The 21,706-nt window shown below is 73.1% G+C and carries 18 protein-coding genes; 15 read left to right on the top strand and 3 right to left on the bottom strand.

Annotation, left to right across the window (positions count from 1 at the left end; translation table 11 throughout):
• The 9 genes from ACFO3J_RS11105 (at window position 1) to ACFO3J_RS11065 (ending at window position 7,651) form a co-directional block, all read left to right on the top strand.
• Window positions 1–627: a riboflavin synthase gene (locus ACFO3J_RS11105; protein ID WP_386428636.1), complete on the top strand. Its 627-nt coding sequence runs from the start codon at window positions 1–3 to the stop codon at window positions 625–627.
• A complete protein-coding gene (locus ACFO3J_RS11100) occupies window positions 624–1,307 on the top strand; it encodes a nicotinamide mononucleotide transporter family protein (protein WP_386428633.1) in 684 nt (227 codons plus the stop codon). Before ACFO3J_RS11105 ends, ACFO3J_RS11100 begins: the two co-directional genes overlap by 4 nt.
• Before the next feature lie 68 nt (window positions 1,308–1,375).
• Window positions 1,376–2,677 carry a bifunctional 3,4-dihydroxy-2-butanone-4-phosphate synthase/GTP cyclohydrolase II gene (locus ACFO3J_RS11095; RefSeq protein ID WP_386429190.1) on the top strand — a complete coding sequence of 434 codons (1,302 nt, stop codon included), beginning with the start codon at window positions 1,376–1,378 and terminating at the stop codon, window positions 2,675–2,677.
• Entirely contained in the window at window positions 2,674–3,159 is a 486-nt protein-coding gene (gene ribH / locus ACFO3J_RS11090) for a 6,7-dimethyl-8-ribityllumazine synthase (RefSeq protein ID WP_386428632.1), read from the top strand. The genes ACFO3J_RS11095 and ribH overlap by 4 nt, the downstream gene beginning before the upstream one ends.
• A 33-nt stretch (window positions 3,160–3,192) precedes the next feature.
• Window positions 3,193–3,465: a phosphoribosyl-ATP diphosphatase gene (locus ACFO3J_RS11085; RefSeq protein WP_386428629.1), complete on the top strand. Its 273-nt coding sequence runs from the start codon at window positions 3,193–3,195 to the stop codon at window positions 3,463–3,465.
• A 116-nt stretch (window positions 3,466–3,581) separates the two neighbouring features.
• Window positions 3,582–4,433, top strand: coding sequence for an ATP phosphoribosyltransferase (hisG, locus tag ACFO3J_RS11080; RefSeq protein WP_386428627.1), 852 nt, complete (start codon window positions 3,582–3,584; stop codon window positions 4,431–4,433).
• On the top strand, window positions 4,430–4,927 hold the full coding sequence (locus ACFO3J_RS11075; protein ID WP_386428625.1) for a PH domain-containing protein: 498 nt from the start codon (window positions 4,430–4,432) through the stop codon (window positions 4,925–4,927). The genes hisG and ACFO3J_RS11075 overlap by 4 nt, the downstream gene beginning before the upstream one ends.
• A 283-nt stretch (window positions 4,928–5,210) precedes the next feature.
• On the top strand, window positions 5,211–6,542 hold the full coding sequence (locus tag ACFO3J_RS11070) for a hemolysin family protein (RefSeq protein ID WP_386428622.1): 1,332 nt from the start codon (window positions 5,211–5,213) through the stop codon (window positions 6,540–6,542).
• On the top strand, window positions 6,539–7,651 hold the full coding sequence (locus ACFO3J_RS11065) for a hemolysin family protein (protein ID WP_386428620.1): 1,113 nt from the start codon (window positions 6,539–6,541) through the stop codon (window positions 7,649–7,651). The genes ACFO3J_RS11070 and ACFO3J_RS11065 overlap by 4 nt, the downstream gene beginning before the upstream one ends.
• A 417-nt stretch (window positions 7,652–8,068) precedes the next feature.
• Here ACFO3J_RS11065 and ACFO3J_RS11060 read toward each other — a convergent pair whose 3' ends face one another.
• Window positions 8,069–9,964 (bottom strand): AAA family ATPase, encoded by a 1,896-nt coding sequence (locus tag ACFO3J_RS11060; protein ID WP_386428618.1) that lies wholly within the window; start codon window positions 9,962–9,964, stop codon window positions 8,069–8,071.
• Window positions 9,965–10,390: 426 nt separating this feature from the next.
• Entirely contained in the window at window positions 10,391–11,008 is a 618-nt protein-coding gene (locus ACFO3J_RS11055; RefSeq protein ID WP_386428615.1) for a uridine kinase family protein, read from the bottom strand.
• Between the two features lie 160 nt (window positions 11,009–11,168).
• Here ACFO3J_RS11055 and ACFO3J_RS11050 point away from each other — a divergent pair, with 160 nt between their 5' ends.
• From ACFO3J_RS11050 to ACFO3J_RS11025, 6 genes are all read left to right on the top strand, one after another.
• The gene (locus ACFO3J_RS11050; RefSeq protein ID WP_386428612.1) at window positions 11,169–12,302 is read left to right on the top strand and encodes a M24 family metallopeptidase; all 1,134 of its coding nucleotides are present in this window, start codon (window positions 11,169–11,171) and stop codon (window positions 12,300–12,302) included.
• Between the two features lie 160 nt (window positions 12,303–12,462).
• The gene (locus tag ACFO3J_RS11045) at window positions 12,463–13,860 is read left to right on the top strand and encodes a peptidase C39 family protein (RefSeq protein ID WP_386428611.1); all 1,398 of its coding nucleotides are present in this window, start codon (window positions 12,463–12,465) and stop codon (window positions 13,858–13,860) included.
• Between the two features lie 183 nt (window positions 13,861–14,043).
• Complete coding sequence (locus ACFO3J_RS11040; protein WP_386428609.1) at window positions 14,044–15,285, top strand: chitinase; 1,242 nt, start codon at window positions 14,044–14,046, stop codon at window positions 15,283–15,285.
• 305 nt (window positions 15,286–15,590) lie between these two features.
• Window positions 15,591–16,406 carry an SAM-dependent methyltransferase gene (locus ACFO3J_RS11035; protein WP_386428607.1) on the top strand — a complete coding sequence of 272 codons (816 nt, stop codon included), beginning with the start codon at window positions 15,591–15,593 and terminating at the stop codon, window positions 16,404–16,406.
• Window positions 16,403–18,571: a putative bifunctional diguanylate cyclase/phosphodiesterase gene (locus ACFO3J_RS11030; RefSeq protein ID WP_386428605.1), complete on the top strand. Its 2,169-nt coding sequence runs from the start codon at window positions 16,403–16,405 to the stop codon at window positions 18,569–18,571. Before ACFO3J_RS11035 ends, ACFO3J_RS11030 begins: the two co-directional genes overlap by 4 nt.
• 122 nt (window positions 18,572–18,693) lie before the next feature.
• Entirely contained in the window at window positions 18,694–19,944 is a 1,251-nt protein-coding gene (locus ACFO3J_RS11025) for an SLC13 family permease (protein WP_386429189.1), read from the top strand.
• A 27-nt stretch (window positions 19,945–19,971) separates the two neighbouring features.
• Here the strand turns inward: ACFO3J_RS11025 and ACFO3J_RS11020 are convergent, their stop codons facing one another.
• Complete coding sequence (locus ACFO3J_RS11020; protein WP_386428604.1) at window positions 19,972–21,609, bottom strand: serine/threonine-protein kinase; 1,638 nt, start codon at window positions 21,607–21,609, stop codon at window positions 19,972–19,974.
• Between the last annotated feature and the right edge of the window lie 97 nt (window positions 21,610–21,706).

Genomic DNA, 21,706 nt, shown 5'->3' with positions numbered 1-21,706 from the left:
GTGTTCACCGGAATCGTCGAAGAACTGGGTGAGATCACCGCCGTCGAGGACCTCGGCGACGCCTCCCGCTTCACCGTCCGCGGCCCCGTGGTGACCGAGGGCGCCAAGCACGGCGACTCCATCGCCGTCAACGGCGTCTGCCTGACCGTGGTCGAGTTCGGGGACGGCGCCTTCACCGCCGATGTGATGGCCGAGACGCTGAAGCGCTCCAGCCTCGGCGCGCTGTCCCCCGGCTCCCGGGTCAACCTGGAGCGTCCGATGGCGCTCGGCGGGCGGCTCGGCGGCCACATCGTGCAGGGCCATGTGGACGGCACCGGCACCGTACTGGACCGCGCCCCGGCCGAGCACTGGGAGATCGTCACCATCGCGCTGCCCGCCGAACTCGCCCGCTACGTGGTGGAGAAGGGCTCCATCACGGTGGACGGCATCAGTCTCACCGTGGTGGACGCGGCCCCGGACCGCTTCACCGTCAGCCTGATCCCGACCACCCTCGCGCTGACCACCCTCGGCATCAAGCAGCCGGGCGACCCGGTCAACCTCGAAGTGGACGTCATCGCCAAGTATGTGGAGAAGATGATGCCCGGCGCCGCTCCCGCGGGGACACCGGAGCCGGGGGGCGTCGTATGAACGTGGTGCACGGGCTGAACAGCGAGGCGTTCACCGCCTTCCACCAGCACGTCATGTGGTCCGACATGATCGGCAACCTGCTCGGCCTGGCCGCCCTGGCGCTGGGCTGGCGCCGCGCCCTGCTGACCTGGCCGGTCCAGCTGCTGTCCGGCGCGGTGCTGGTGGCCGCCTTCTGGGGCGCGCACCTCGGCGGCGGTGTCGGCAAGCAGTTCGTGGTGATCACCGTCGCGGGCTGGGGTTGGTACCGCTGGCGGCACGGCGCGGCCGGCGACGGGCGGCTCGCCGTCCGCTTCGCGACCTGGCCGGAGCGGGCGGTGCTGGTCGCCGCCACCGGGCTGGGCACCGTCGCGGTCGCCTCGCTCTTCCTGGCCTTCCCCTCGCTGTCCTGGAACCCCTGGCCGGACGCCTACATCTTCACCGGCACGCTCGCCGCGATGGTCGCCCAGGCGCGCGGCTGGGTCGAGTTCTGGTTCGCCTGGCTGGCCGTCGACCTGGTCGGGGTGCCGCTGAACTTCCACAGCGGCCTGCCGTTCTCCGGCCTGGTCTACATCGTCTACTTCGTCCTGGTGATCGCCGGAATGTACTCCTGGTGGCAGCAGACCCGGCGGCGAACCCCCGCGGTCCCGGACCGGACCGAGTCCCCGAGCACCTCCATCGTCTCGGAAGGAGCGACGGCATGAACACCGTGACCGCGCCGCAGCACCAGCAGGATTCACCGCAGGAACCGCGGCCGGATCTCCGGCCGGACATGCGGGACGACTGGTACGACGACGGCGCCCTGGTCCTCGACACGGTCGAACGCGCCCTCGCCGAGATCGCCGCGGGCCGGCCGATCGTGGTCGTCGACGACGAGGACCGGGAGAACGAGGGCGATCTGATCGTCGCCGCCGAGAAGATCACCCCGCAGATCGTCGCCTTCATGATGAGCGAGTGCCGCGGGCTGATCTGCGTGCCCATGGAGGGCACCGAGCTGGACCGGCTGGACCTGCCGCAGATGGTCGCCGCCAACACCGAGTCGATGGGCACCGCCTTCACCGTCTCGGTGGACGCGACCGGCGCGCACGGCGTGACCACCGGGATCTCCGCCGCCGACCGGGCCGCCACCATCCGGCTGCTGGCCGAGCCGTCCGCCGCCGCGGCCGACTTCGTACGCCCCGGCCATGTCTTCCCGCTGCGCGCCCGGCCCGGCGGGGTGCTGACCAGGGCCGGCCACACCGAGGCCGGTGTGGACCTGGCCCGGCTGGCCGGGCTGCGGCCGGCCGCGGCCATCGTGGAGATCGCCCGCGAGGACGGCACCATGGCCCGGCTGCCGGAACTCGTCCCCTTCGCCCGCAAGCACGGCCTGGCGATCATCTCCATCGAGGACCTCATCGCCTACCGCCGTTCGCTGAAGCCGGCCGTCCGCCGTGAGGCCAGCACCCGGCTGCCCACCACCTACGGCGACTTCCGCGCCTACGGCTACCGCAGCGCCACCGACGGCGTGGAGCACATCGCGCTGGTGGCGGGCGATCTCGGCGACGGCCACGACGTGCTGGTCCGGGTGCACTCCGAGTGCCTGACCGGCGACGTCTTCGGCTCCCAGCGCTGCGACTGCGGCCCGCAACTGCAGGCCGCGCTGCGCAAGGTCGCCGAGGCCGGACGCGGTGTGGTGCTGTATCTGCGCGGCCACGAAGGGCGCGGCATCGGCCTGATGTCGAAGCTGCGCGCGTACGAACTCCAGGAGCGCGGCCGCGACACCCTGGACGCCAATCTGGAACTCGGCCTGCCCGCCGACGCCCGCGACTACGGGGTCGCCGCCAGTGTGCTGGCCGACCTCGGGGTGCGTTCGCTGCGGCTGATGACCAACAACCCCGCCAAGACCGGCGCCCTGGTCAGCCATGGCCTGGACGTCAGGGGGCGCGAGCCGATGCCGGTCGCGCCCGGGGAGCACAATCTGCGGTATCTGCGCACCAAGCGCGACCGGATGGGCCACGATCTGCCGTGGCTCGACCCGGCGGCCCCGCCGACCGCGGGAACGCCACCGACAGCTGAGCACCGAGGAGAGAAGTGAGCGGTAAGGGCGCCCCCGAGCTGACCGTGAAGAACTGCGAGGACCTGCGGGTCGCGGTGATCGCGGCGCAGTGGCACACCCAGGTGATGGACGGCCTCGTCGACGGGGCGGTCCGCGCCCTGCACGAGCTCGGCATCGACGAGCCGACCCTGCTGCGGGTGCCGGGCAGCTTCGAACTCCCCGTCGTGGCCAAGGTGCTGGCCGGACGCGGCTACGACGCGATCGTGGCGCTGGGGGTGATCATCCGCGGCGGCACCCCGCACTTCGAGTACGTCTCGCAGGGCGTCACCGCCGGCCTCACCCAGGTCAGTGTGGACACCGGAGTCCCGGTCGGCTTCGGGGTGCTGACCTGCGACACCGAGGAGCAGGCACTGGACCGGGCCGGACTGCCCGGCTCGAACGAGGACAAGGGGCACGAAGCGGTCACCGCGGCCGTCGCCACCGCCGCCATCCTGCGCTCGGTCGCCGAACCCTGGCGCTGACCGGCCGGCCGTTCCCCGTACCCTAGGACCACCATGGCCAACAAGACATTCGAGGAGCTCTTCACCGAGCTCCAGCACAAGGCCGCCACCGGCGACCCCAGCACGTCCCGCACCGCGGAACTCGTCGGCAAGGGCGTGCACGCGATCGGCAAGAAGGTGGTCGAGGAGGCCGCCGAGGTGTGGATGGCGGCCGAGTACGAAGGCCCGGCCGCCACCGCCGAGGAGATCTCCCAACTGCTGTACCACGTTCAGGTGATGATGGTCGCCCGGGGAATCTCGCTGGACGACGTGTACGCCCATCTGTAGAGAAGATCGGGTACACCCGGCCGCCGTCCCGAGTCGTCCGCGCCCCCTGAGCCCAAGCGCCCCTGAGTCCCAGAGCACCCGAGCATCCCAGCCCCCGAGACAAGGAATCCGTCCTCATGCTGCGCATCGCCGTCCCCAACAAGGGCTCACTGTCGGTACCGGCGGCGGAAATGCTGCATGAGGCCGGATACCGCCAGCGCAAGGAGTCCAAGGAACTCGTCATGGTCGACGCCGACAACGGCGTCGAGTTCTTCTACCTGCGGCCGCGCGACATCGCCATCTACGTCAGCAACGGCCGCCTGGACATCGGCATCACCGGCCGCGACCTGCTGCTGGACTCCGGGGCCAACGCCGAGGAGATCCTCGAACTCGGCTTCGCCCGCTCCACCTTCCGCTTCGCCGCCAAGCCCGGCACCGCCACCGGCGTGCAGGACCTGGGCGGGATGACGGTGGCCACCTCCTACGAGGGCGTGGTCGAGAAGTACCTCGCCGACCACGGGGTGGACGCCGCGGTGGTCCACCTCGACGGCGCGGTGGAGACCGCGATCCAGCTCGGCGTCGCCCAGGTCATCGCCGACGTGGTCGAGACCGGCACCTCGATGCGCAACGCCGGTCTGGAGACCTTCGGCGAGCCGATCATGCGCTCCGAGGCCGTGGTCGTCCGCCGGGTCGGCGCCGACGGCGAGGTGGACGTCAAGGTGCGGCAGTTCCTGCGCCGGCTCCAGGGCGTGCTGGTCGCCCGGCGCTACGTGATGATGGACTACGACATCCGGGTGGAGCAGGTCGAGCGGGCCGTCGCCCTGACCCCCGGCCTGGAGTCGCCCACCGTCTCGCCGCTGCATCACGAGGGCTGGGTCGCGGTCCGCGCCATGGTCCCCACCGCCGAGGCCCAGCGCATCATGGACGAGCTGTACGACCTCGGCGCCCGGGCCATCCTCACCACCGGCATCCACGCCGCCCGGCTGTGACCCCGGCCGACGGCCGCCCCGCCGTACGCGACGACCTGCCGGTCACCTTCCGGCCGGTCGTCACCCGGGTGGTGCTGCTCACCATGGGCGCCGCGCTCTTCGCGGTGCTCACCGCCGTCGCGGTGGCCATGCCGCACGACGGCCAGGCACCCTGGAGCACCGGCGAGCGGGTCGTGGTGAGCCTCACCGGGGCGTTCTTCAGCTCGGTGCTGGTGCTGCTCAGCCGGCCCAAGGCGGTCGCCGACCCGGCCGGGCTCACCGTCGTCAACCTCATCGTCAAGCGGCGGCTGGCCTGGCCGGAGGTGCTCGGCGTCCATCTGCGCAACGGCGACGCCTGGGTGCACCTCGACCTCGCCGACGGCACCAGCCTGGCCGTGATGGCGATCCAGCCCGGCATCGCCAAGCAGCGGGCACTGCGGGACGCGCTGCGCCTGCGCACCCTGGTGCAGGAACTGGGCGAGGCCCGGGGCGACACGGCGGACGAATCGCACTGACCCCCCGCCCGTACGACAGGGCCGGCGCGGCACACCGGACCCACCCGGGGCGACCCCGCGGCCGACGCCTGTATACCGTCCTTCGCGTCACCGGCCGCAGTGACTACCCTGGAGCGACGGCGCCCACCGCGCCCGCCCCGCACCCCCTCCCGCCGTACCGCCCGCGGGGCCCCGACAGCCCGAGGAGTGACTTCCCCAGCCCGATGGACGAACCGTCCGGTAGTACCCGCGCCGCCCCTCCCGCCCCGACCCCTTCCACTCCGGCGGGCGGAGCGGCGGCATCATGAGCTCCTCCCTGCTGCTGCTCGCAGCGGCCCTCGTCCTCATCCTCGCCAACGGATTCTTCGTCGCCGCCGAGTTCGGGCTGGTGACCGTGGAACGCCCGGCCGCCGAACGCGCCGCGGCCGAAGGCGACCGCCGTGCCCGCAGCGTGGTGGCGGCACTGGGCAAACTCTCCTTCCAGCTGTCCGGCACCCAGCTCGGCATCACCATCACCTCGCTGGTCGTCGGCATGCTGGCCGAACCCGCGCTGGCCGACCTGCTGACCGGGCCGCTCGCCGCGCTCGGGATACCGGACGGCGCCGCCGCCGGCTTCGCGGTCGTGCTCGGCATGATCGTGGCCTCCGCCGTCCAGATGGTGATCGGCGAGCTGGTCCCCAAGAACTGGGCGGTCGCCCGGCCGCTCGCCGTCGCCCGGATGGTCGCCGGACCGCAGCGCGCCTTCTCCACCGCCTTCCGGCCGCTGATCGAACTGCTCAACCGCACCGCCAACCACCTGGTGCGGATGCTCGGCGTCGAGCCCGCCAACGAGCTGGCCTCGGCCCGCACCCCCAGCGAGTTGGTGTCGCTGGCCCGGCACTCGGCGCTGGCCGGGGCGCTGGAGCAGGACACCGCCGACCTGTTCGTCCGTACCCTCTCGCTCGGCCACCTCACCGCCGAGAACGTGATGACGCCGCGGGTACGGGTCAGCGCGCTGGAGGACACCGCCACCGCCGCGGACGTCCTCAACCTCACCCGGGCCACCGGCCTGTCCCGCTTCCCCGTCTACCGCGAGCGGCTGGACGACATCACCGGCATGGTCCACCTCAAGGACGCGCTCGCCGTCCCGGCCGAACTCCGCGACCGCACCCCGGCCGGCCGGATAGCCGTCCCCCCGCTGCTGGTCCCCGAGACACTGCCCGGCCAGCTGCTGCTGGAGATGCTGCGCAGCCAGCAGCCGATCGCGGTCGTGGTGGACGAGTACGGCGGCACCGCCGGTGTGGTGACGCTGGAGGACATCGTCGAGGAGCTGGTCGGCGAGGTCCGCGACGAGCACGACGCCGTCGACCTGCCGGCCCTGGCCCAGGCCCCGCCGGAGAACGGCCACCCCGCGTGGACCGCCGACGGCGGCTGCCGGATCGACACGCTGGTCCGGATCGGCCTGCACGCGCCCGAGGGACCCTACGAGACGGTGGCCGGACTCGTCGCCGACCTGCTGGCCCGTATCCCGGAGGTCGGTGACACCGCCGAGCTGCCCGGCTGGCGGCTGCGGGTCGAGGAGGTCGGCCACCATCGCGCGGAACGGGTGGGAATCGTGCGTACCGGCCTCGGCGCGGGGGAGGAGAAGGCCCGATGAGCGCACTCCAACTCCTGCTGGCCGTCCTGCTCGTGCTCGGCAACGGCTTCTTCGTCGGCGCGGAGTTCGCCCTGGTCTCGGTCCGCCGCAGCCAGATCGAACCGCTCGCCGCCGATCAGCGCCGGGCCCGTACGGTCCTGTACGGCCTGGAGCACCTGCCGCAGATGATGGCCGCCGCGCAGTTCGGCATCACCGTCTGCTCGCTGACCCTCGGCGCGGTCGCCGAACCGACCCTGGCGCGGGTGCTGGAGCCGGTGTTCACCGCGGCGCGGATGCCGGAGGGGCTGGTCCACCCGGTGGGCTATGTGCTGGCGCTGGCCCTGGTGGTCTCGCTGCACCTGGTGATCGGCGAGATGGTGCCGAAGAATCTGGCGATGGCCGCGCCGGAGAAGACCGCGCTGTGGCTCAGCCCGGGCCTGGTGGGCTTCGCCCGGGTGTTCCGCCCGGTCATCGCGGTGCTGGGGGCTTGCGCCCGGCTGATCCTGCGGGCCTTCCGGGTCGAACCGAAGGACGAGGTGGACGCGGTGTTCACCAGCGCCGAGCTGACCGTCCTGGTCGAGGACGCCCGGCAGGCCGGGCTGCTCGACTCCGACGAGCAGGAGCGGCTGGAGGACGCGCTGGAGCTGGGCACCCGCCCGGTCACCGAGGTGCTGCTCCTTCCCGGCGAGCTGATCACGCTGGCGCCCACCGCGACCGCCCGCGAGGTGGAGGAGCTGACGGTACGCACCGGGTACTCGCGCTTCCCGGTGGCGTCACCGGTCGGTGACGATTCCGGCTACCTCGGCTATCTGCACGTCAAGGACGTCCTCGACGTGGAGGACGCGGACCGGCCCGTGCCGCGGCGGCTGTGGCGCCCGATCACCAGGCTGCGGGCCGACCTCCCGCTGGACGACGCGCTCACCGCGATGCGGCGGGCGGCCTCCCACCTGGCCGCTGTCGCGGACTCCTCGGGCCGCGTCCTGGGCCTGGTCGCCCTGGAGGACGTCCTCGAAATGCTGGTGGGCGAGGTCCGCGACCCCGCGCATCGCTCTGCCCCGGTCCCAGCGCCGGCACCGGCACCGCCCGAGGGCGGCACCGGCACCGTCCGGGTCGGGTCCCTCCGCCAGTAGCCGGACCTCCGGCCGGTGGTGGGTCGCCCGCGCAGTTCCCCGCGCCCCTTCGGGGCACGATTCTCCGCCCGGGGCGACTCGGGACCGTCCGGGGCGGGTTGCTCCGGCAGTAGCCGGACCCCCGGGCGGGTGGTGGGTTGCTCGCGCAGTTCCCCGCGCCCCTGGCGGGGCCGGATTCTTCGCCGGGGGTGACGTGGGGGCGTCCGGGTGGGGTGCTTCCGGCGGTAGCCGGGCCTCGGGCCGGTGGTGGGTCGCTCGCGCAGTTCCCCGCGCCCCTACGGGGCGCTCCCGCCCTCGGGTCGGAGGAATCGTGCCCCGTCAGGGGCGCGGGGCTGTGTTTTTTGTGCGGCTGCCGCCGCGTGGGCGCGACAAGCCACGACGGGGCAGATGGGGCCGTGCCGCACGCGAGGGGCGCGGCTAGTCCGCCGGGTCCGGGGGCGGGACCCCGGGGCTTCGCCCCGAGAGGACCTCGCCGTAGGCCTGCATGAGGTCCGGCAGCCGCAGCGTGGAAAGCTCGTCGCGGCTCGGGTTCGACGGATACTCCGACAAGCGGAGGTCCCGGTAGGCGCAGCTCTTCTCGTACAGCGTGCGCAGCAACCGCCCGTTGCCCAGCTCATCGATCCAGCCCTGGTCCACCACATGCGCGCTGATGGCGCGCAGCTCCTCCAGCGCCTCCTCGTCCCAGCGGTCGCCGTTGTCGTTGGCGAGCACCTCGCCGATGCGGGTGAGTTCCAGCGGGCGGTAGCTGGGGAAGTCCACCCGGGTGGTGAAGCGGGAGCTGAGGCCGGGGTTGGTGGCGAGCAGGCGGTCCATGCCCTCCGGGTAGCCCGCCAGGATCACCACCAGCCGGTCCCGGTTGTCCTCCGCGCGCTTCAGCAGCACCTGGAGCGCCTCGTCGCCGTACGCGTCGCCCTTGCTGTAACCGGAGTTGGACAAGGCGTACGCCTCGTCGACGAACAGCACCCCGCCGAGCGCCGAGTCGATCAGCTCATTCGCCTTCACCGCCGTCTGGCCGAGGAACTCGCCCACCAGGTCGGATCGTTGGGCCTCCACCAGATGGTCGCCGCCGAGCAGCCCGAGCGCGTAGAAGACCCGGCCGAGTATGCGGGCCACCGTGGTCTTGCCGGTGCCGGAGGGCCCGGAGAAGATGAAGTGCCGTTTCGGCGGCTGCACCGGCAGGCCCTGGCCGGAACGCAGCCGGGACATGCGCAGCTGGGCGGACAGCGCCTTGACCTGCCGTTTGACCGGCTCCAGGCCGACCATGCGGTCCAGCTCGGCCAGCGCCTGGGTGAGCAGTACGGGATCGGAGCCGCCCAGCGGCAGCTGCGCGGGGAGGGAGCCGGCCAGCGGGGCCGCCGCCCGGTCGCGTATGCCGTCGTCCAGCGGTCCGGGGCCCAGCAGGGCCTCGTCCAGGTCGGGGCCGGGGCCGGCGCCGACCGCCGGGTCCGCCAGCAGGGACGGCTCCAGGTCGGCGCCCTCGGGTATCGCCTGGCCGGTGCCCGCGCCGGCCAGCGACACCGCGGCCAGACCCACGCCCTCGTCCAGGCCGTCGTCCGACTCGTGGATCGCGGCCAGCCGGGCGGCGGTGTCCATGAAGGCCGGGTCGACCCGGTGCACCGCCCGGTAGAGCGGCACCGCGGCGGCGGTACGGCCGGTGCCCTCATAGGCCCGGGCCAGCCAGTAGCGCAGCTCCTTGCGCTGGGGCTGCTCGCTGCGGCAGCGCATCAGGGCGGCGGCCAGCAGCGGCTCGGCCTGCCCGCACATCTCCAGCCGGACCCGGGCCATGCCGCCGAACAGCCCGGCCTCGATGCCGAGCACCGGATCGCCGAGCAGCGGCTCGGTGTGCCGGACCAAGTGCTCCCAGTCCTTGACCAGATAGGCCCGGCAGCCGTGCAGGAAGCGCACCTGCGGGTCGGTGTCGATCGGCGGACAGTCGGCCAACGCCCGGTCCAGCTCGGCGACATGGCGGCCGTCCAGCCAGTGCGAGGCGTGCGCCAGCAGCAGATCGCGGCTGGTCTCCAGCACCGGCTGCACCCACCAGCCCAGCCAGTACCAGGAGTTGAGGGTGCGACGGTGGGCGGCGCGCTGTTCGCCGAAGCGGTCCCGGTGCCGGTACATCTGGAGCAGCGCGGTCGAGGTGTCGGCGCGCAGCGCGTGCAGGCCCAGCCAGGCGTCCGCCATGCCGGGGTCCATCCGCACCGCGGACCTGAACTCCTCCTCGGCCTGGACGTAGGCCCCCATGGTGTACGCGTCGACTCCGCGCAGCCAGGCCAGATCGGCCGGGGAGCCCGGACGGTCGGTGCCGAAGTCCATCAAGTCCCCACCAATCCGTCCCCCGCGCCGACTCCGCCTCATCCCAAACCCAGGCCCGCGGGCTGGAGTTGAGGCAGGCAGCAGCATCCCCATTGCTGCCGCGCCGCCCTCTTTCGGCATCGTACCCGCGATACTCGCGCCGCCGTAGGGTGCCGTGGGAAGCCGGACCGCGGCGGGCGTCGCGACATGAGGGTGCCGAGGCGGTGACGGTGCGTGAGTCCGCCGGGCCGACAAGAGCGGCATTCCGGTCACCGGGACAGGGCGAAGCCCCCGGTCACGGGGGAACAACCGGGGGCTTCGCGTCTGCTGAGCAGCTGTTTCCGGCCGCTTGTTGAAAACGTAATTGCTGGATACCCGGGTGGTCAAGCAATGTCGCGGCAGCTTGCGCGGACCCGTGGCCCCCCGCAGCAGGCCGCCGTCAGCCGGTCACCCGTCGTGACCCCGCAGGGCCGCCGGTGTCCGCCGCGCCCCTCCTGTCACCGCCCGGTAGCCGTCCACCGTCTGGTGGATCAGCAGATCCGCGAACGGCCGGGACGGGTCGGCGGCGAAGTGGGCGTCCTCCTGGCGGTTCCAGCCGGTCCAGAAGTGGGCCAGTTCCGGCCCGTCCCGCAGCAGGCCGCGCTGCCGGGAGGTCCCGGCGTCGACCTCCAGCCACAGCAGCAGCGCCAGATACGGGCGCAGTGCCAGCCGGCCGGTGCCCACGCCCTCCAGCAGCACCACCGGCGCGGCCGGCACCTCCCGCTCGCCGTCGAAGCGGCGCGCCACCCAGTCGTAGACCTGATGGCGGGCGGTCCGGCCCCGCGCGAGCGGGGACAGCACCTGCTCGGTCAGCCGCCCGGTCCAGGCGAACGGCTCCTCGTGGGTGGCCAGATCGTCCGTATGGACCACCGGGGCGCCCGCCAGTTCCGCCGCCAGCCGCTTCGCGAACGTCGTCTTCCCCGATCCGGCGTGCCCGTCCACCGCGATCAGCCGCACCGGCCCGCAGGACGGCTCCAGCAGGGGCAGCAGAGCGGCCAGCCGGTCCGGAGTGAGGTCGTCTCCCATGAACGCCGAGCGTACGGCTCCGCCCGTGTCCGCGCCCCCGCGAGCCTCCCGGGACCTTCCGGCCCGGTGCCGGCCGGGCGGCGTCGCGTCATGGCACGGACCTGCGCCGATGCGCCGCGGCTGGGTGCGGGTGATCGGCTTTGCGTCTACCGTGGTCCGGGTGAGCGACTCCCTGCCCGGTGCGGCCGACCTGTACGTCTTCGATCGTCTCGAAATCGCCCGCCGCGCCACCGCGGACGCCGGGCTCGACGCGCTGCTCATCTCACCCGGCGCCGATCTGCGCTATCTGACCGGCTACCAGGCCCATCCGATGGAGCGGCTGACCTGCCTGGTGGTCCCGGCCGCAGACGAGCCCTTCCTGGTGGTGCCCGCGCTGGAGAAGGCGGCGGCCCAGGCGTCCCCGGTCAGCGGGCTCGGTATCGAGATCACCGGTTACGCCGAGACCGACAACGCCTACGAGCTGATCGCCCGCCGGCTGCCGGTGAACACCCGGCTGTTCGCCGTGGACAACCACATGTGGGCCGAGAAGCTGCTGTCGCTGGAAGCGGCGCTGCCCGGCGCGCAGGCCACGCTGGCCGGCGACCTGCTGTCCTCGCTGCGGATGCGCAAGAGCGCCGCGGAGGTGGCGGCGCTGCGCAGGGCCGGCGCCGCGATCGACGAGGTGCACGGCAGGATCGGCGAGTGGCTCAGGCCCGGCCGCACCGAGCGCGAGGTGGCCAGGGACATCGCCGCCGCCATCATCGACGCCGGGCACGCCACGGTGGACTTCGTGATCGTCGGCTCGGGGCCGAACGGCGCCAGCCCGCACCACGAGGTCTCCGACCGGGTGATCGAGAGCGGCGACCCGGTGGTGGTCGACATCGGCGGCACCCTCCCGGAGGGCTACTGCTCCGACTCCACCCGCACCTACGCGGTCGGCGAGCCGCCCGCCGCCTTCCGCGAGCTCTACGAGGTGCTGCTGCGCGCCCAGACCGCGCAGACCGAGGCGATCCGCCCCGGGATCACCGCCGAGGAACTCGACGCGGTCGGCCGCGACCTGATCACGGAAGCGGGCTACGGCGAGCACTTCATCCACCGCACCGGCCACGGCATCGGCCTGGAGACGCACGAGGAGCCGTACATCGTGGCGGGCAGCGGACGTCCGCTGGAGCCCGGGATGGCCTTCTCGGTGGAGCCGGGGATCTATCTGCCCGGCAGCTTCGGCGCGCGGATCGAGGACATCGCGGTGTGCACCCCGGACGGCGGCGAGCGGCTCAATCTGACCGGACGTGACCTGGTGGTTCTGCCCGGCTGACCGCCAGTGGTCCAGACCGATATTGGTACGCGGCGCGCGGCGGCAAACGCTGGTGGAAACGGCGGCTGAGCCGCGATAGTGGTCGTCACCCGCCGTTCCGCCCCACCAGGCACAGGCGGCGCTTCCCACTCATGCCGAGGGAAACGAGGGGACTCACGCCATGACCGACAACGCGCCCCGGCGTGCCGTACTGACCGCCGCGCTCGCGGTGGCCGCCTCCGCCGCGACCGTGTCCGCCGCGAGCGCCGCCCCGGCGCCGGCCGGTGCCTCCGGGGCCGCGCCGCACCGCGGCGGCGCCGGACCGGCGCCGGACGACGCGCCCGTCGACTACCACGGCTGGACGTCGTACCCCGACTGGCTGTTCGGCGCGCACCGGGGCACCCTCCCGGTGCCCGGCCGGCGGCCCGGCGTGCGGATCGCCCGGGCGACCGGCACCTTCGACTACACCGACCCGCACACCGGCGCCACCGCCACCTGGGAGTCGGCGTCCTGGACCTCCCCGGTCCGCCGGGTGCCGCACCCGGCCACCGAGCTGATCTCCTCCTGGAACGCCGACACCCCGGCCGGCACCTGGATCCAGGTGGAACTGCTCGGCACCTACACCGACGGCGCCGCCACTCCGGCCTACGTCATGGGCCGCTGGACCGCCGGCGACGGCCCGGACGACATCCGGCGCACCTCGGTCGACGGCCAGAGCGACGGCACGAGCAGCATCTGGACCGACACCTTCTCCATCGACGACGCGAGCGCGGGCCGGCTGCTGGCCTCGTACCGGCTGCGGCTGACCCTGTTCCGCAAGCCCGGCAGCCGGCTGACGCCGACCGTGTGGCGGCTGGGCGCGATGGCCTCGACCATCCCCGACCGCTACACCGTGCCCGCCTCGGTGCCGGGCGCCGGCGCCGGCCACGAACTGCCGGTGCCGCGCTACTCGCAGGACATCCACAAGGGCCAGTACCCGCAGTACGACAACGGCGGCGAGGCCTGGTGCAGCCCCACCTCCTCGACCATGGCCGTCGAGTACTGGGGCCGCGGGCCCACCGCCGCCCAGACCGCCTGGGTGGACCCCTCCTACGCCGATCCGCAGGTGGACCACGGCGCCCGCTACACCTACGACTACCAGTACGAGGGCTGCGGCAACTGGCCCTTCAACGCGGCCTACGCCGCCACCTACCGCGACCTGCAGGGCGTCATCACCCGGCTGCGCTCGCTGAACGACGTCGAGCGGCTGATCAGGGCCGGCATCCCCGTGATAACGTCCCAGTCCTTCCTCGCCGGGGAACTCGACGGAGCGGGCTACGGCACCTCCGGCCATCTGATGTGCGTCGTCGGCTTCACGCCCGAGGGCGATGTGGTGGCCAACGACCCGGCGAGCGCGAGCGACGACGTGGTGCGCCATGTCTACAAGCGGGCCCAGTTCGAGACCATCTGGCTCCGTACCAAGCGGATCAACGCCTCGGGCGGGATCAGCGGCGGCACCGGCGGCGTCTGCTACCTCTACTTCCCGGCCGAGCCGTCGCCCGGCCAGCGGCGGGCCCTCGCCTCGGTGGGCGTCGTCTGACCCTTCTCCCGGTCCGCCGGAGCGTCGGACGGGCCGCCCCTCCCGCGGCGGAGGGGCGGCCCGTTTTTCGGTACAAGTGGTAGAGACCAATTTGTGGATTGCTCTAAAGGTCTGGACCAACTCATTGACGGGTGACCGGCAGCGCAGGATTCTGCTGCCATACCCCCCACAGAGAGGTCCGACGTGAGACGACTCAAAGCTCTCGTTTCGGGTGCCGCAGCCGCTGTGCTCGCCATCGCGGGACTCGGCGCCGCCACGGCGCTGGGCGCCGGGCAGGCCAGCGGCGCCACCGCGGCGACGAACGCGCTGAGCAGCAACTGGTACGCCGCCGCGCCCTACTTGATGCCGCTGGACAACAACCCGCCGGACGCGGGCCAGATCATGGACGCCACCGGGCTGAAGGCCTTCCAGCTCGCCTTCATACTCGCGCCCAACGGCGGTGGCTGCAGCCCCACCTGGGGCGGCACCAGCGCCGTGTCCTCCGACACCGCGGTGGGCGGCGTGATCTCGGCGATCCGAGCCAAGGGCGGCGACGTGTCCGTCTCCATCGGCGGCTACGGCGGCACCAAGCTCGGCCAGGCCTGCTCCGACTCGGCGTCCACGGCCGCCGCCTACCAGCAGGTCGTCAACAAATACCAGCTCAAGGCGATCGACTTCGACCTGGAGGAGCCGGAGTACGAGAACACCGCGGCGGTCGCGCACGAGATCGGCGCGGCCAAGATCCTGCAGCAGAACAACCCGGGCATCTACATCTCGGTGACCACCGCGGGCACCGCGGCCGGCACCGGCTGGTTCGGCCAGCAGATGCTCAACGAGGCCAAGGCGCAGGGCTTCACGCCCAACAACTTCTCCATCATGCCCTTCGACGGCGGCTTCAACGGCGCGGCCTCCCAGACGAGCGCGCTCACCGCGTTCAACGGCCTGCTCAAGACCACCTTCGGCTGGGACACCGCGACCGCCTACGCCCACGAGGGCTTCTCCGGCATGAACGGCCGCAGCGACTCCGGCGAGTACTTCTACCAGGCCGACTTCCAGACCGTGCTGGACTACGCGACCAGCCACGGCATGGGCCGCTTCACCTTCTGGTCGCTCAACCGCGACCGCCAGTGCAACCCGCCCGACAACGGCACCACTTCCGGTGTGTGCAGCAGCGTGACCCAGGGCGCCTGGGACTTCGCCAAGTACTCGGTGCGGTTCGCCGGCGCGACCCCGCCCACCGGGCCGACGACCCCGCCCACCTCACCGACCCAGCCCCCCGGCGGCGGCTGCGCCGCCCTCACCCAGTGGACCTCGACCGCGGTCTACGTCGGGGGCAACGAGGTCGCCCACAACGGCCACAAGTGGAAGGCCCAGTGGTGGACCACCAACGAGGAGCCCGGCACCACGGGCCAGTGGGGTGTGTGGGTGGACGAGGGCGCCTGCTGACACCTGGTCAGGACGGCCGGTGGAGGCTGTCCTGAAATCGACGGCGGGCCCGCGGCGACAGCTGCCGCGGGCCCGCCGTCGCATCTGCGCGTCCCCGCATTGCGCGTTTTCGCATATACCCATGCCGGTTGTTGTTGGCTGAAAACGGACGCCGGATCTCCGGTTTCGTGTTTCGCTCCGAACAGGTGATCAGTAGCCTCGTGCGCAGCATCATGCATCATGCATCCGACGCCCGGTGCTCCCCGTACCCGGCGAACCTCCGTAGCTGACGCGCCCGTTGAGCCCTCTACCTGGAGAGACCGACCGTGACCGACCGACCGTCCTGGGCCCCGCAGGGTATCGATCTCACCGTGCCCAGCGTCTCGCGGATCTACGACTACTTCCTCGGCGGCTCGCACAACTTCGAAGTCGACCGCGCCGCTGCCAGGATCGCGCTCCAGGCCCTTCCCGGCATCCCTAAAATCGGCCAGGCGAACCGGGCCGTGATGCGCCGCGCGGTGCGCTTCGCCACCGAGCGCGGCATCACCCAGTTCCTGGACATCGGCTCGGGCATCCCCACCTTCGGCAATGTGCACGAGGTGGCGCACGCCGCCAACCCCGACGCCCGCGTGGTCTACGTCGACAACGACCCGGTGGCCGTCGCCCACAGCCGTGCCGTGCTGGAGGGCAACGAGGGCGCCACCATCGCCTCGGCGGACCTGCGCGACCCGCGGTCCGTCCTGGACAACGAAGAGACCCGGCGGATGCTGGACTTCGACCGGCCGATCGCGCTGATGCTGGTCGCCGTCGTGCACTTCCTGTCCGACGAGCACCGCCCGGCCGAGGTCATCGCCACCCTGCGGGACGCGCTGGCGCCCGGCAGCGTCATGGTCATCACCCACGCCACCCTGGAGAACGTCCCCGTCCCCGCCAGCCAGCGCGGCGTGCAGGAGGCGTACAACCGCACCGCCACTCCGCTGATCATGCGCAGCGCGGCCGAGCTGGAACCTTTCTTCAACGGCTTCGAGATCGTCGAACCCGGCATCGTCCCGCTGCCCTACTGGCGGCCCGACGCGCCGGTGGGCGACGACGACGAACCCGCCGTACTCAACGGCCTGGCCGGTGTGGGGCTGAAGGCGTGACCGCGCGGCGGGCCCTGGGCGAGCGGGACACCGGACACCAGGTGACCCCGGACGACAGCCTCCGCAGGTTCGCCGCGATCTGGAGCCGGGCGATCTACCCGGTCACCGCGACCTCGATGACCCGCGCCGAGTTCGAGGACCACCTGGTGCCGGCCGCCCGGCTGCTGCGCGACACCCTGCGGGCCCCGCGCTTCGACCCGAGGCCCGCCGCCCAGGTCGGCAGCGCCCTGGTGGCCGCGCACTGCACCGACCCCGAGGCGCTGCCCAGCATCCTCGGCGTCATCGACGCCTATCTGGTGCTCTACTGCCCGCCCGAGCCAGGCCTGCCCGCCGACGAGAGCCGGGCCCGCTGCGCCCGCCTCCAGCACGCGGTGGCCGTCGGCTTCTCCCAGGCGCTGCGCGAACGCACCCTGCACGAGCAGGAATCGCTGTCCCGCGCCGCGCTGGCCGCCCAGGCCGACGCCGAGAGCGCGCTGGCCGCCAGTGAGGCCCGCTTCCGCGCGGTCTTCGAGGGCGCCGCCGTCGGCATCGGCATCGCCGACCTCGACGGCCGGGTGCTGGAGGTCAACGACGCGCTGGCCCGGATGTTCGGTGGCCACTCCCACGCCATGCGGCGCAACGTCAGCGAATGGGTGCACCCGGACAACGACCCGGGCATCCGCGGCGTCAACGCCGAACTCGTACGCGGCGAACGCGAGAGCTACCGGATCGAGAAGGCCTACCCCCGCGCCGACGGCAGTGTGCTGTGGGCCAACGTCCAGGGGGCCCTGCTCCGCGACGTCTCCGGCCGGCCGCAGTACCAGCTCGCCCTGTTCGAGGACATCACCGAACGCCGGGGCCTGCTGGACCGGCTGCGCCACGAGGCCACCCATGACGCGCTCACCGGCCTGCCCAACCGGGTGCTGTTCTTCGAGCGGCTCGACCAGGCGCTCACCGAGGACGGCGACACCAGCCGGATCGGCGTCTGCTACCTCGACCTGGACGGCTTCAAGGCCGTCAACGACAGCCTCGGCCACGAGGTCGGCGACCGGCTGCTGGTCGCCGTCGCCGAACGGCTCAGCGCCTGCGTCACCTCGCCCGACCAGCTGGTCGCGCGGATCGGCGGCGACGAGTTCGTCGCCCTGTACGCCGACCCGCCGAACCTGCGCGCGGTCACCGATCTGGCCGGCCGCATCCTGGACGCGCTGGCCGCCCCGGTCCTGCTCGACGGCCGGGAACTGCCGGTGCACGGCAGTATCGGCATCGTGCACGGCCCGGTGGGCGGCCGGGAAGCGGCCGATGTGCTGCGCAGCGCGGACATCACGATGTACAGGGCCAAGGAACTGGGCGGCAACCGCTACGAGGTCGCCGACCCCGACGCGGACGCCCGCGCCATCACCCGGCACGGCCTGACCAACCGGCTGCCCGGCGCTCTGGAACGCGGCGAGTTCTTCATCGAGTACCAGCCGCTGATCGGGCTGGAGGACGGCTCCGTGCACGGCGCCGAGGCCCTGGTCCGCTGGTGCCACCCGGTCCACGGGGTGCTCGGCCCCGACCAGTTCATCCCGCTGGCCGAGCACACCGGCCAGATCGTGCCGCTGGGCCGCTGGGTGCTGGAGCAGGCCGCCCGGCAGGCCCGCGACTGGCAGCGCGCGATGGACGGCGGACGCGCCCCCCGGGTCAACGTCAACCTCTCGCCGATCCAGCTGCACCACCCCGGCCTGGTGGTCGAGGTCGCCCGGGTGCTGGACGAGACCGGACTGGCACCCGAGTCGCTCTGCCTCGAAGTCACCGAGAGCGCCCTGATCGGCGCCGACGAGGAGCAGCTCAAGCCGCTGCGCCGGATCGCCGACCTCGGGGTGTCGATAGCGCTGGACGACTTCGGCACCGGCTACTCCAACCTCTCCTCGCTGCGCTGGCTCCCGGTCAGCGTGCTCAAGCTCGACCGCGCCTTCACCCGCGGTATGCGCCGGCAGCCCGCCGACCCGGTCGACCTGAAGATCGTCGAGGGCATCGTCTCGCTCGCCCACGGGCTGGGGCTGACCGTCACCGTTGAGGGCGTGGAGACCCGCAACCAGGCCGAACACCTGCGGGCGCTGGGCTGCGACACCGGCCAGGGCTGGTACTACGCGCGTCCGGGCCCGCCCGAGCTGCTGCACTGCCTCACGCTGGCCGACGCGAGCTGACCCCGGGGCCCCGTCCGGCGGACCCGCAGGTGCGGTCGCGGACCGGTGGCGTGATGGAATCGCGGGGTACGCGTACGGGTGACCAGGCTCGCCCGCCGAGCCGCACCCCCGTGGAGTCCCCGCTGAACAGCGCCGCAGCCGAGGCCTTGTCCGTCATCTGCCTGCTCGCCGTGCTCGCCTTCGCGGTGGCGCGCCCCCGGGGCCTGCCGGAGGCGGTGGTCGCGCTGCCGGCGGCCGGGCTGCTCATCGCGGTCGGCGCCGTCGGCCCCTCGGACGCCTGGGCGCAGATCAGGGAACTGGCCCCGGTCGTCGGCTTCCTGGCCGCCGTGCTCGTACTGGCCGAACTCTGCGCCGACGACGGACTGTTCACCGCGGCCGGCGAAGCGGTGGCCCGCGCCTGCCGGGGCGAGCCGCAGCGGCTGCTGGCCGGGGTGTTCGCGGTTGCCGCGCTCGTCACCGCGGTGCTCAGCCTGGACGCCACCGTGGTGCTGCTCACCCCGGTGATCATCGCCACCGCCGCCCGGGCCGGCGCCAGGCCCCGGCCGCATGTCTACGCCTGCGCGCACCTGTCGAACTCCGCCTCGCTGCTGCTGCCGGTCTCCAACTTGACCAACCTGCTCGCGTTCACCGCCGCCGGGGTGTCCTTCCCCCGGTTCGCGGCGCTGATGGCCGTGCCCTGGCTGCTGACCGTCGGGATCGAGTATCTGGTCTTCCGCCGGTACTTCGCCGCCGACCTGGCCGTCACCGGACACCCCCCGGAGGCCGGCGATCCCCCCGCCGTACCGGTGTTCACCCTGGTCACCCTGGCGCTGACGCTGGCCGGTTTCGCGGTCACCTCGCTCGCCGGGGTCAATCCGGCCTGGGCGGCGCTGGCCGGCGCGCTGGTGCTGGCCGGCCGGGCGCTGCGCCGCCGCCGGACCACGGTGCGCGGCCTGGTGGTGGCGGCCGGACCGCTGTTCTGCCTGTTCGTGCTGGCGCTGGGCATCGTGGTCAAGGCGGTGGTGGACAACGGGCTCGCCGACGCCGCCGGCCGGGTGCTGCCGGGCGGCGACGGCCTGCTCGCGCTGCTGGGGGTCGCCGGGTTCGCCGCCGTGCTGGCCAACCTGATCAACAACCTGCCGGCGGTCCTCGCGCTGCTGCCGCTGGTCGGCGGGAGCGGCCCCGGACCCGTGCTCGCCGTGCTGATCGGCGTCAATCTGGGACCCAACCTGACCTACGTCGGCTCGCTGGCCACCCTGCTGTGGCGCCGGGTGCTGCGCGAGCACGGCACCGACGCCTCGCTGCGGACCTTCACCCGGCTGGGCCTGCTGACCGTACCGCCGACGCTGCTGGCCGCCACGGTGGCGCTGTGGGCGGGGCTGCGGGTCGTCTGACGCCCGCCCGCGGGTGCCTTCGCGGCCTCAGCGCCGGGTGAAGGTCGTCGGAGCGCCGAGCCCCTGCGAGCCCTCGTCGAAGGTGAGTGCCCCGTCCGTCATCGTCACCCGGTAGCGGTTGTCCTTCGAGCACGTCAGGGTGCTGGCCGGGTCCGTGGTGTGCGGCGACCTGGCCGCGAACACGATGGTGGCGCCGTCCACCTCGTACAGCTCCAGGGATTCGGTGCAGCCGTCGTTCTTCCCGGTGTCCTGGTCGTGGATGTCGCTGACCTGCTGCCCGACCAGCTGGCCCCGGCTGCCCGCGTGCAGGGTGACGGTGACCTTGTAGCTGTCGGTGTGCAGGCCGAAGGAGTAGTTGCCGTCCGGGTTGCCGGGCCCGGTGCCGACCCAGGTGCCCACCCACGAGGCCGGCAGCGCGTCGGGGTCGGGGCTCGGGCCGTCGGCCGGGGTGGTGGACGCGCCGCCGCTGCCGCCGGTCGAAGCGGCGTCGTCCGCGCCGGACCCCAGCAGGTTGTCCACCAGCAGGCCGGTCAGCGCGAGGACGGCCGCCGCGGCCACGGCGGCCGCGATCAACAGGCCCCGGCGGCTCTTCGGGGCCGGGGGCGGCGGCACCGGCCGGGGCACGACCGGCGGCGCCGGGGCGGGCCCACCCCGACGGGTGTCGGCCGCTTCGGTGCGCCGATCGGACGGCGCCGGCCCGGGCGGGGAGGGGACGGTCAGCGGAGCCGTCGCGACGGGCGCGCCGGTCGCGGGCGGCCGGCCGAGCGCGGCCCGCATCTCCGCGTCCCGCGCCGCGAGTTCCGCCGCGAGGCCGGGCGGCTGCCGCAGCGTCCAGCCACCGCTGGCGCGGTCCCCTTCCGGCAGCAGCCCGGCGGCCGTCCCGGCGGCCGGGCGCTCCTCGGGCCGCTTCGCCAGGCAGGCGCGCACCAGCGGCAGCAGCGCCCCGGGCACCCCGTCCAGATCCGGCTCCTCGTGGACCACCCGGTAGAGCAGCGCGGGCGTGGAGGGCTCCTCCCCGGGCCGGTTGAACGGGCCCCGGCCGGTGGCCGCGTACACCAGCAGCGCACCCAGCGCGAAGACGTCCCCCGGCTCGGCGGAGACCCCCGCGGTGGCCTGCTCGGGCGCCATGTAGCCGGGGGAGCCGATCACCCCGCCGGTGCGGGTGTGCCGGGAGTCGTCGGCGGCGCGGGCGATGCCGAAGTCGATCAGCAGCGGGCGGGTGCCGGGCAGCAGTACGTTCGACGGTTTGACGTCCCGGTGGGCGAGCCCGGCCCGGTGCACCGCGTGCAGCCCCTCGCACAGCTCGGCGGCCAGCGCGGTCAGCGCGTCCTGCGGCAGCGGGCCGTGCCGGGTCACCCAGTCGGACAGCGACGGGGCGGCCACGTACTCGGTGGCGAGCCACTGCGGACTGCTGCCCTGCGGCGAGAAGTCCACCACCGCCACGGTCCACGGCGAGCGCACCCGGTCCGCGTGCCGGATCTCCCGGGCGAAGCGCTCCGCGAACCCCGGATCCAGTCCGAACTCCGACCGCACCGTCTTCAGCGCCAGTGCCCGGCCGGCCGGTGTGCGGGCCAGATACACCTGCCCCATGCCTCCCGCGCCGAGCCGCGCGAACAGCGGATAACCGCCGATCGAACGCGGATCGGCGCCCCCCAGACTCTCCATGGCCGAAGCGTACGACGACCCCGCGGGCCGTCCCGGCCGCTTCCCGAAAACCGGTGGCCGATCATCGCCCGTGCCCGCGGCCGGCCCGATTCCCGGG

The organism is Streptomyces polygonati (assembly GCF_042650325.1).
In the GTDB taxonomy this organism is placed as follows: Bacteria; Actinomycetota; Actinomycetes; order Streptomycetales; family Streptomycetaceae; genus Actinacidiphila; species Actinacidiphila polygonati.
This window is presented reverse-complemented; position numbering and strand designations above follow the sequence as displayed.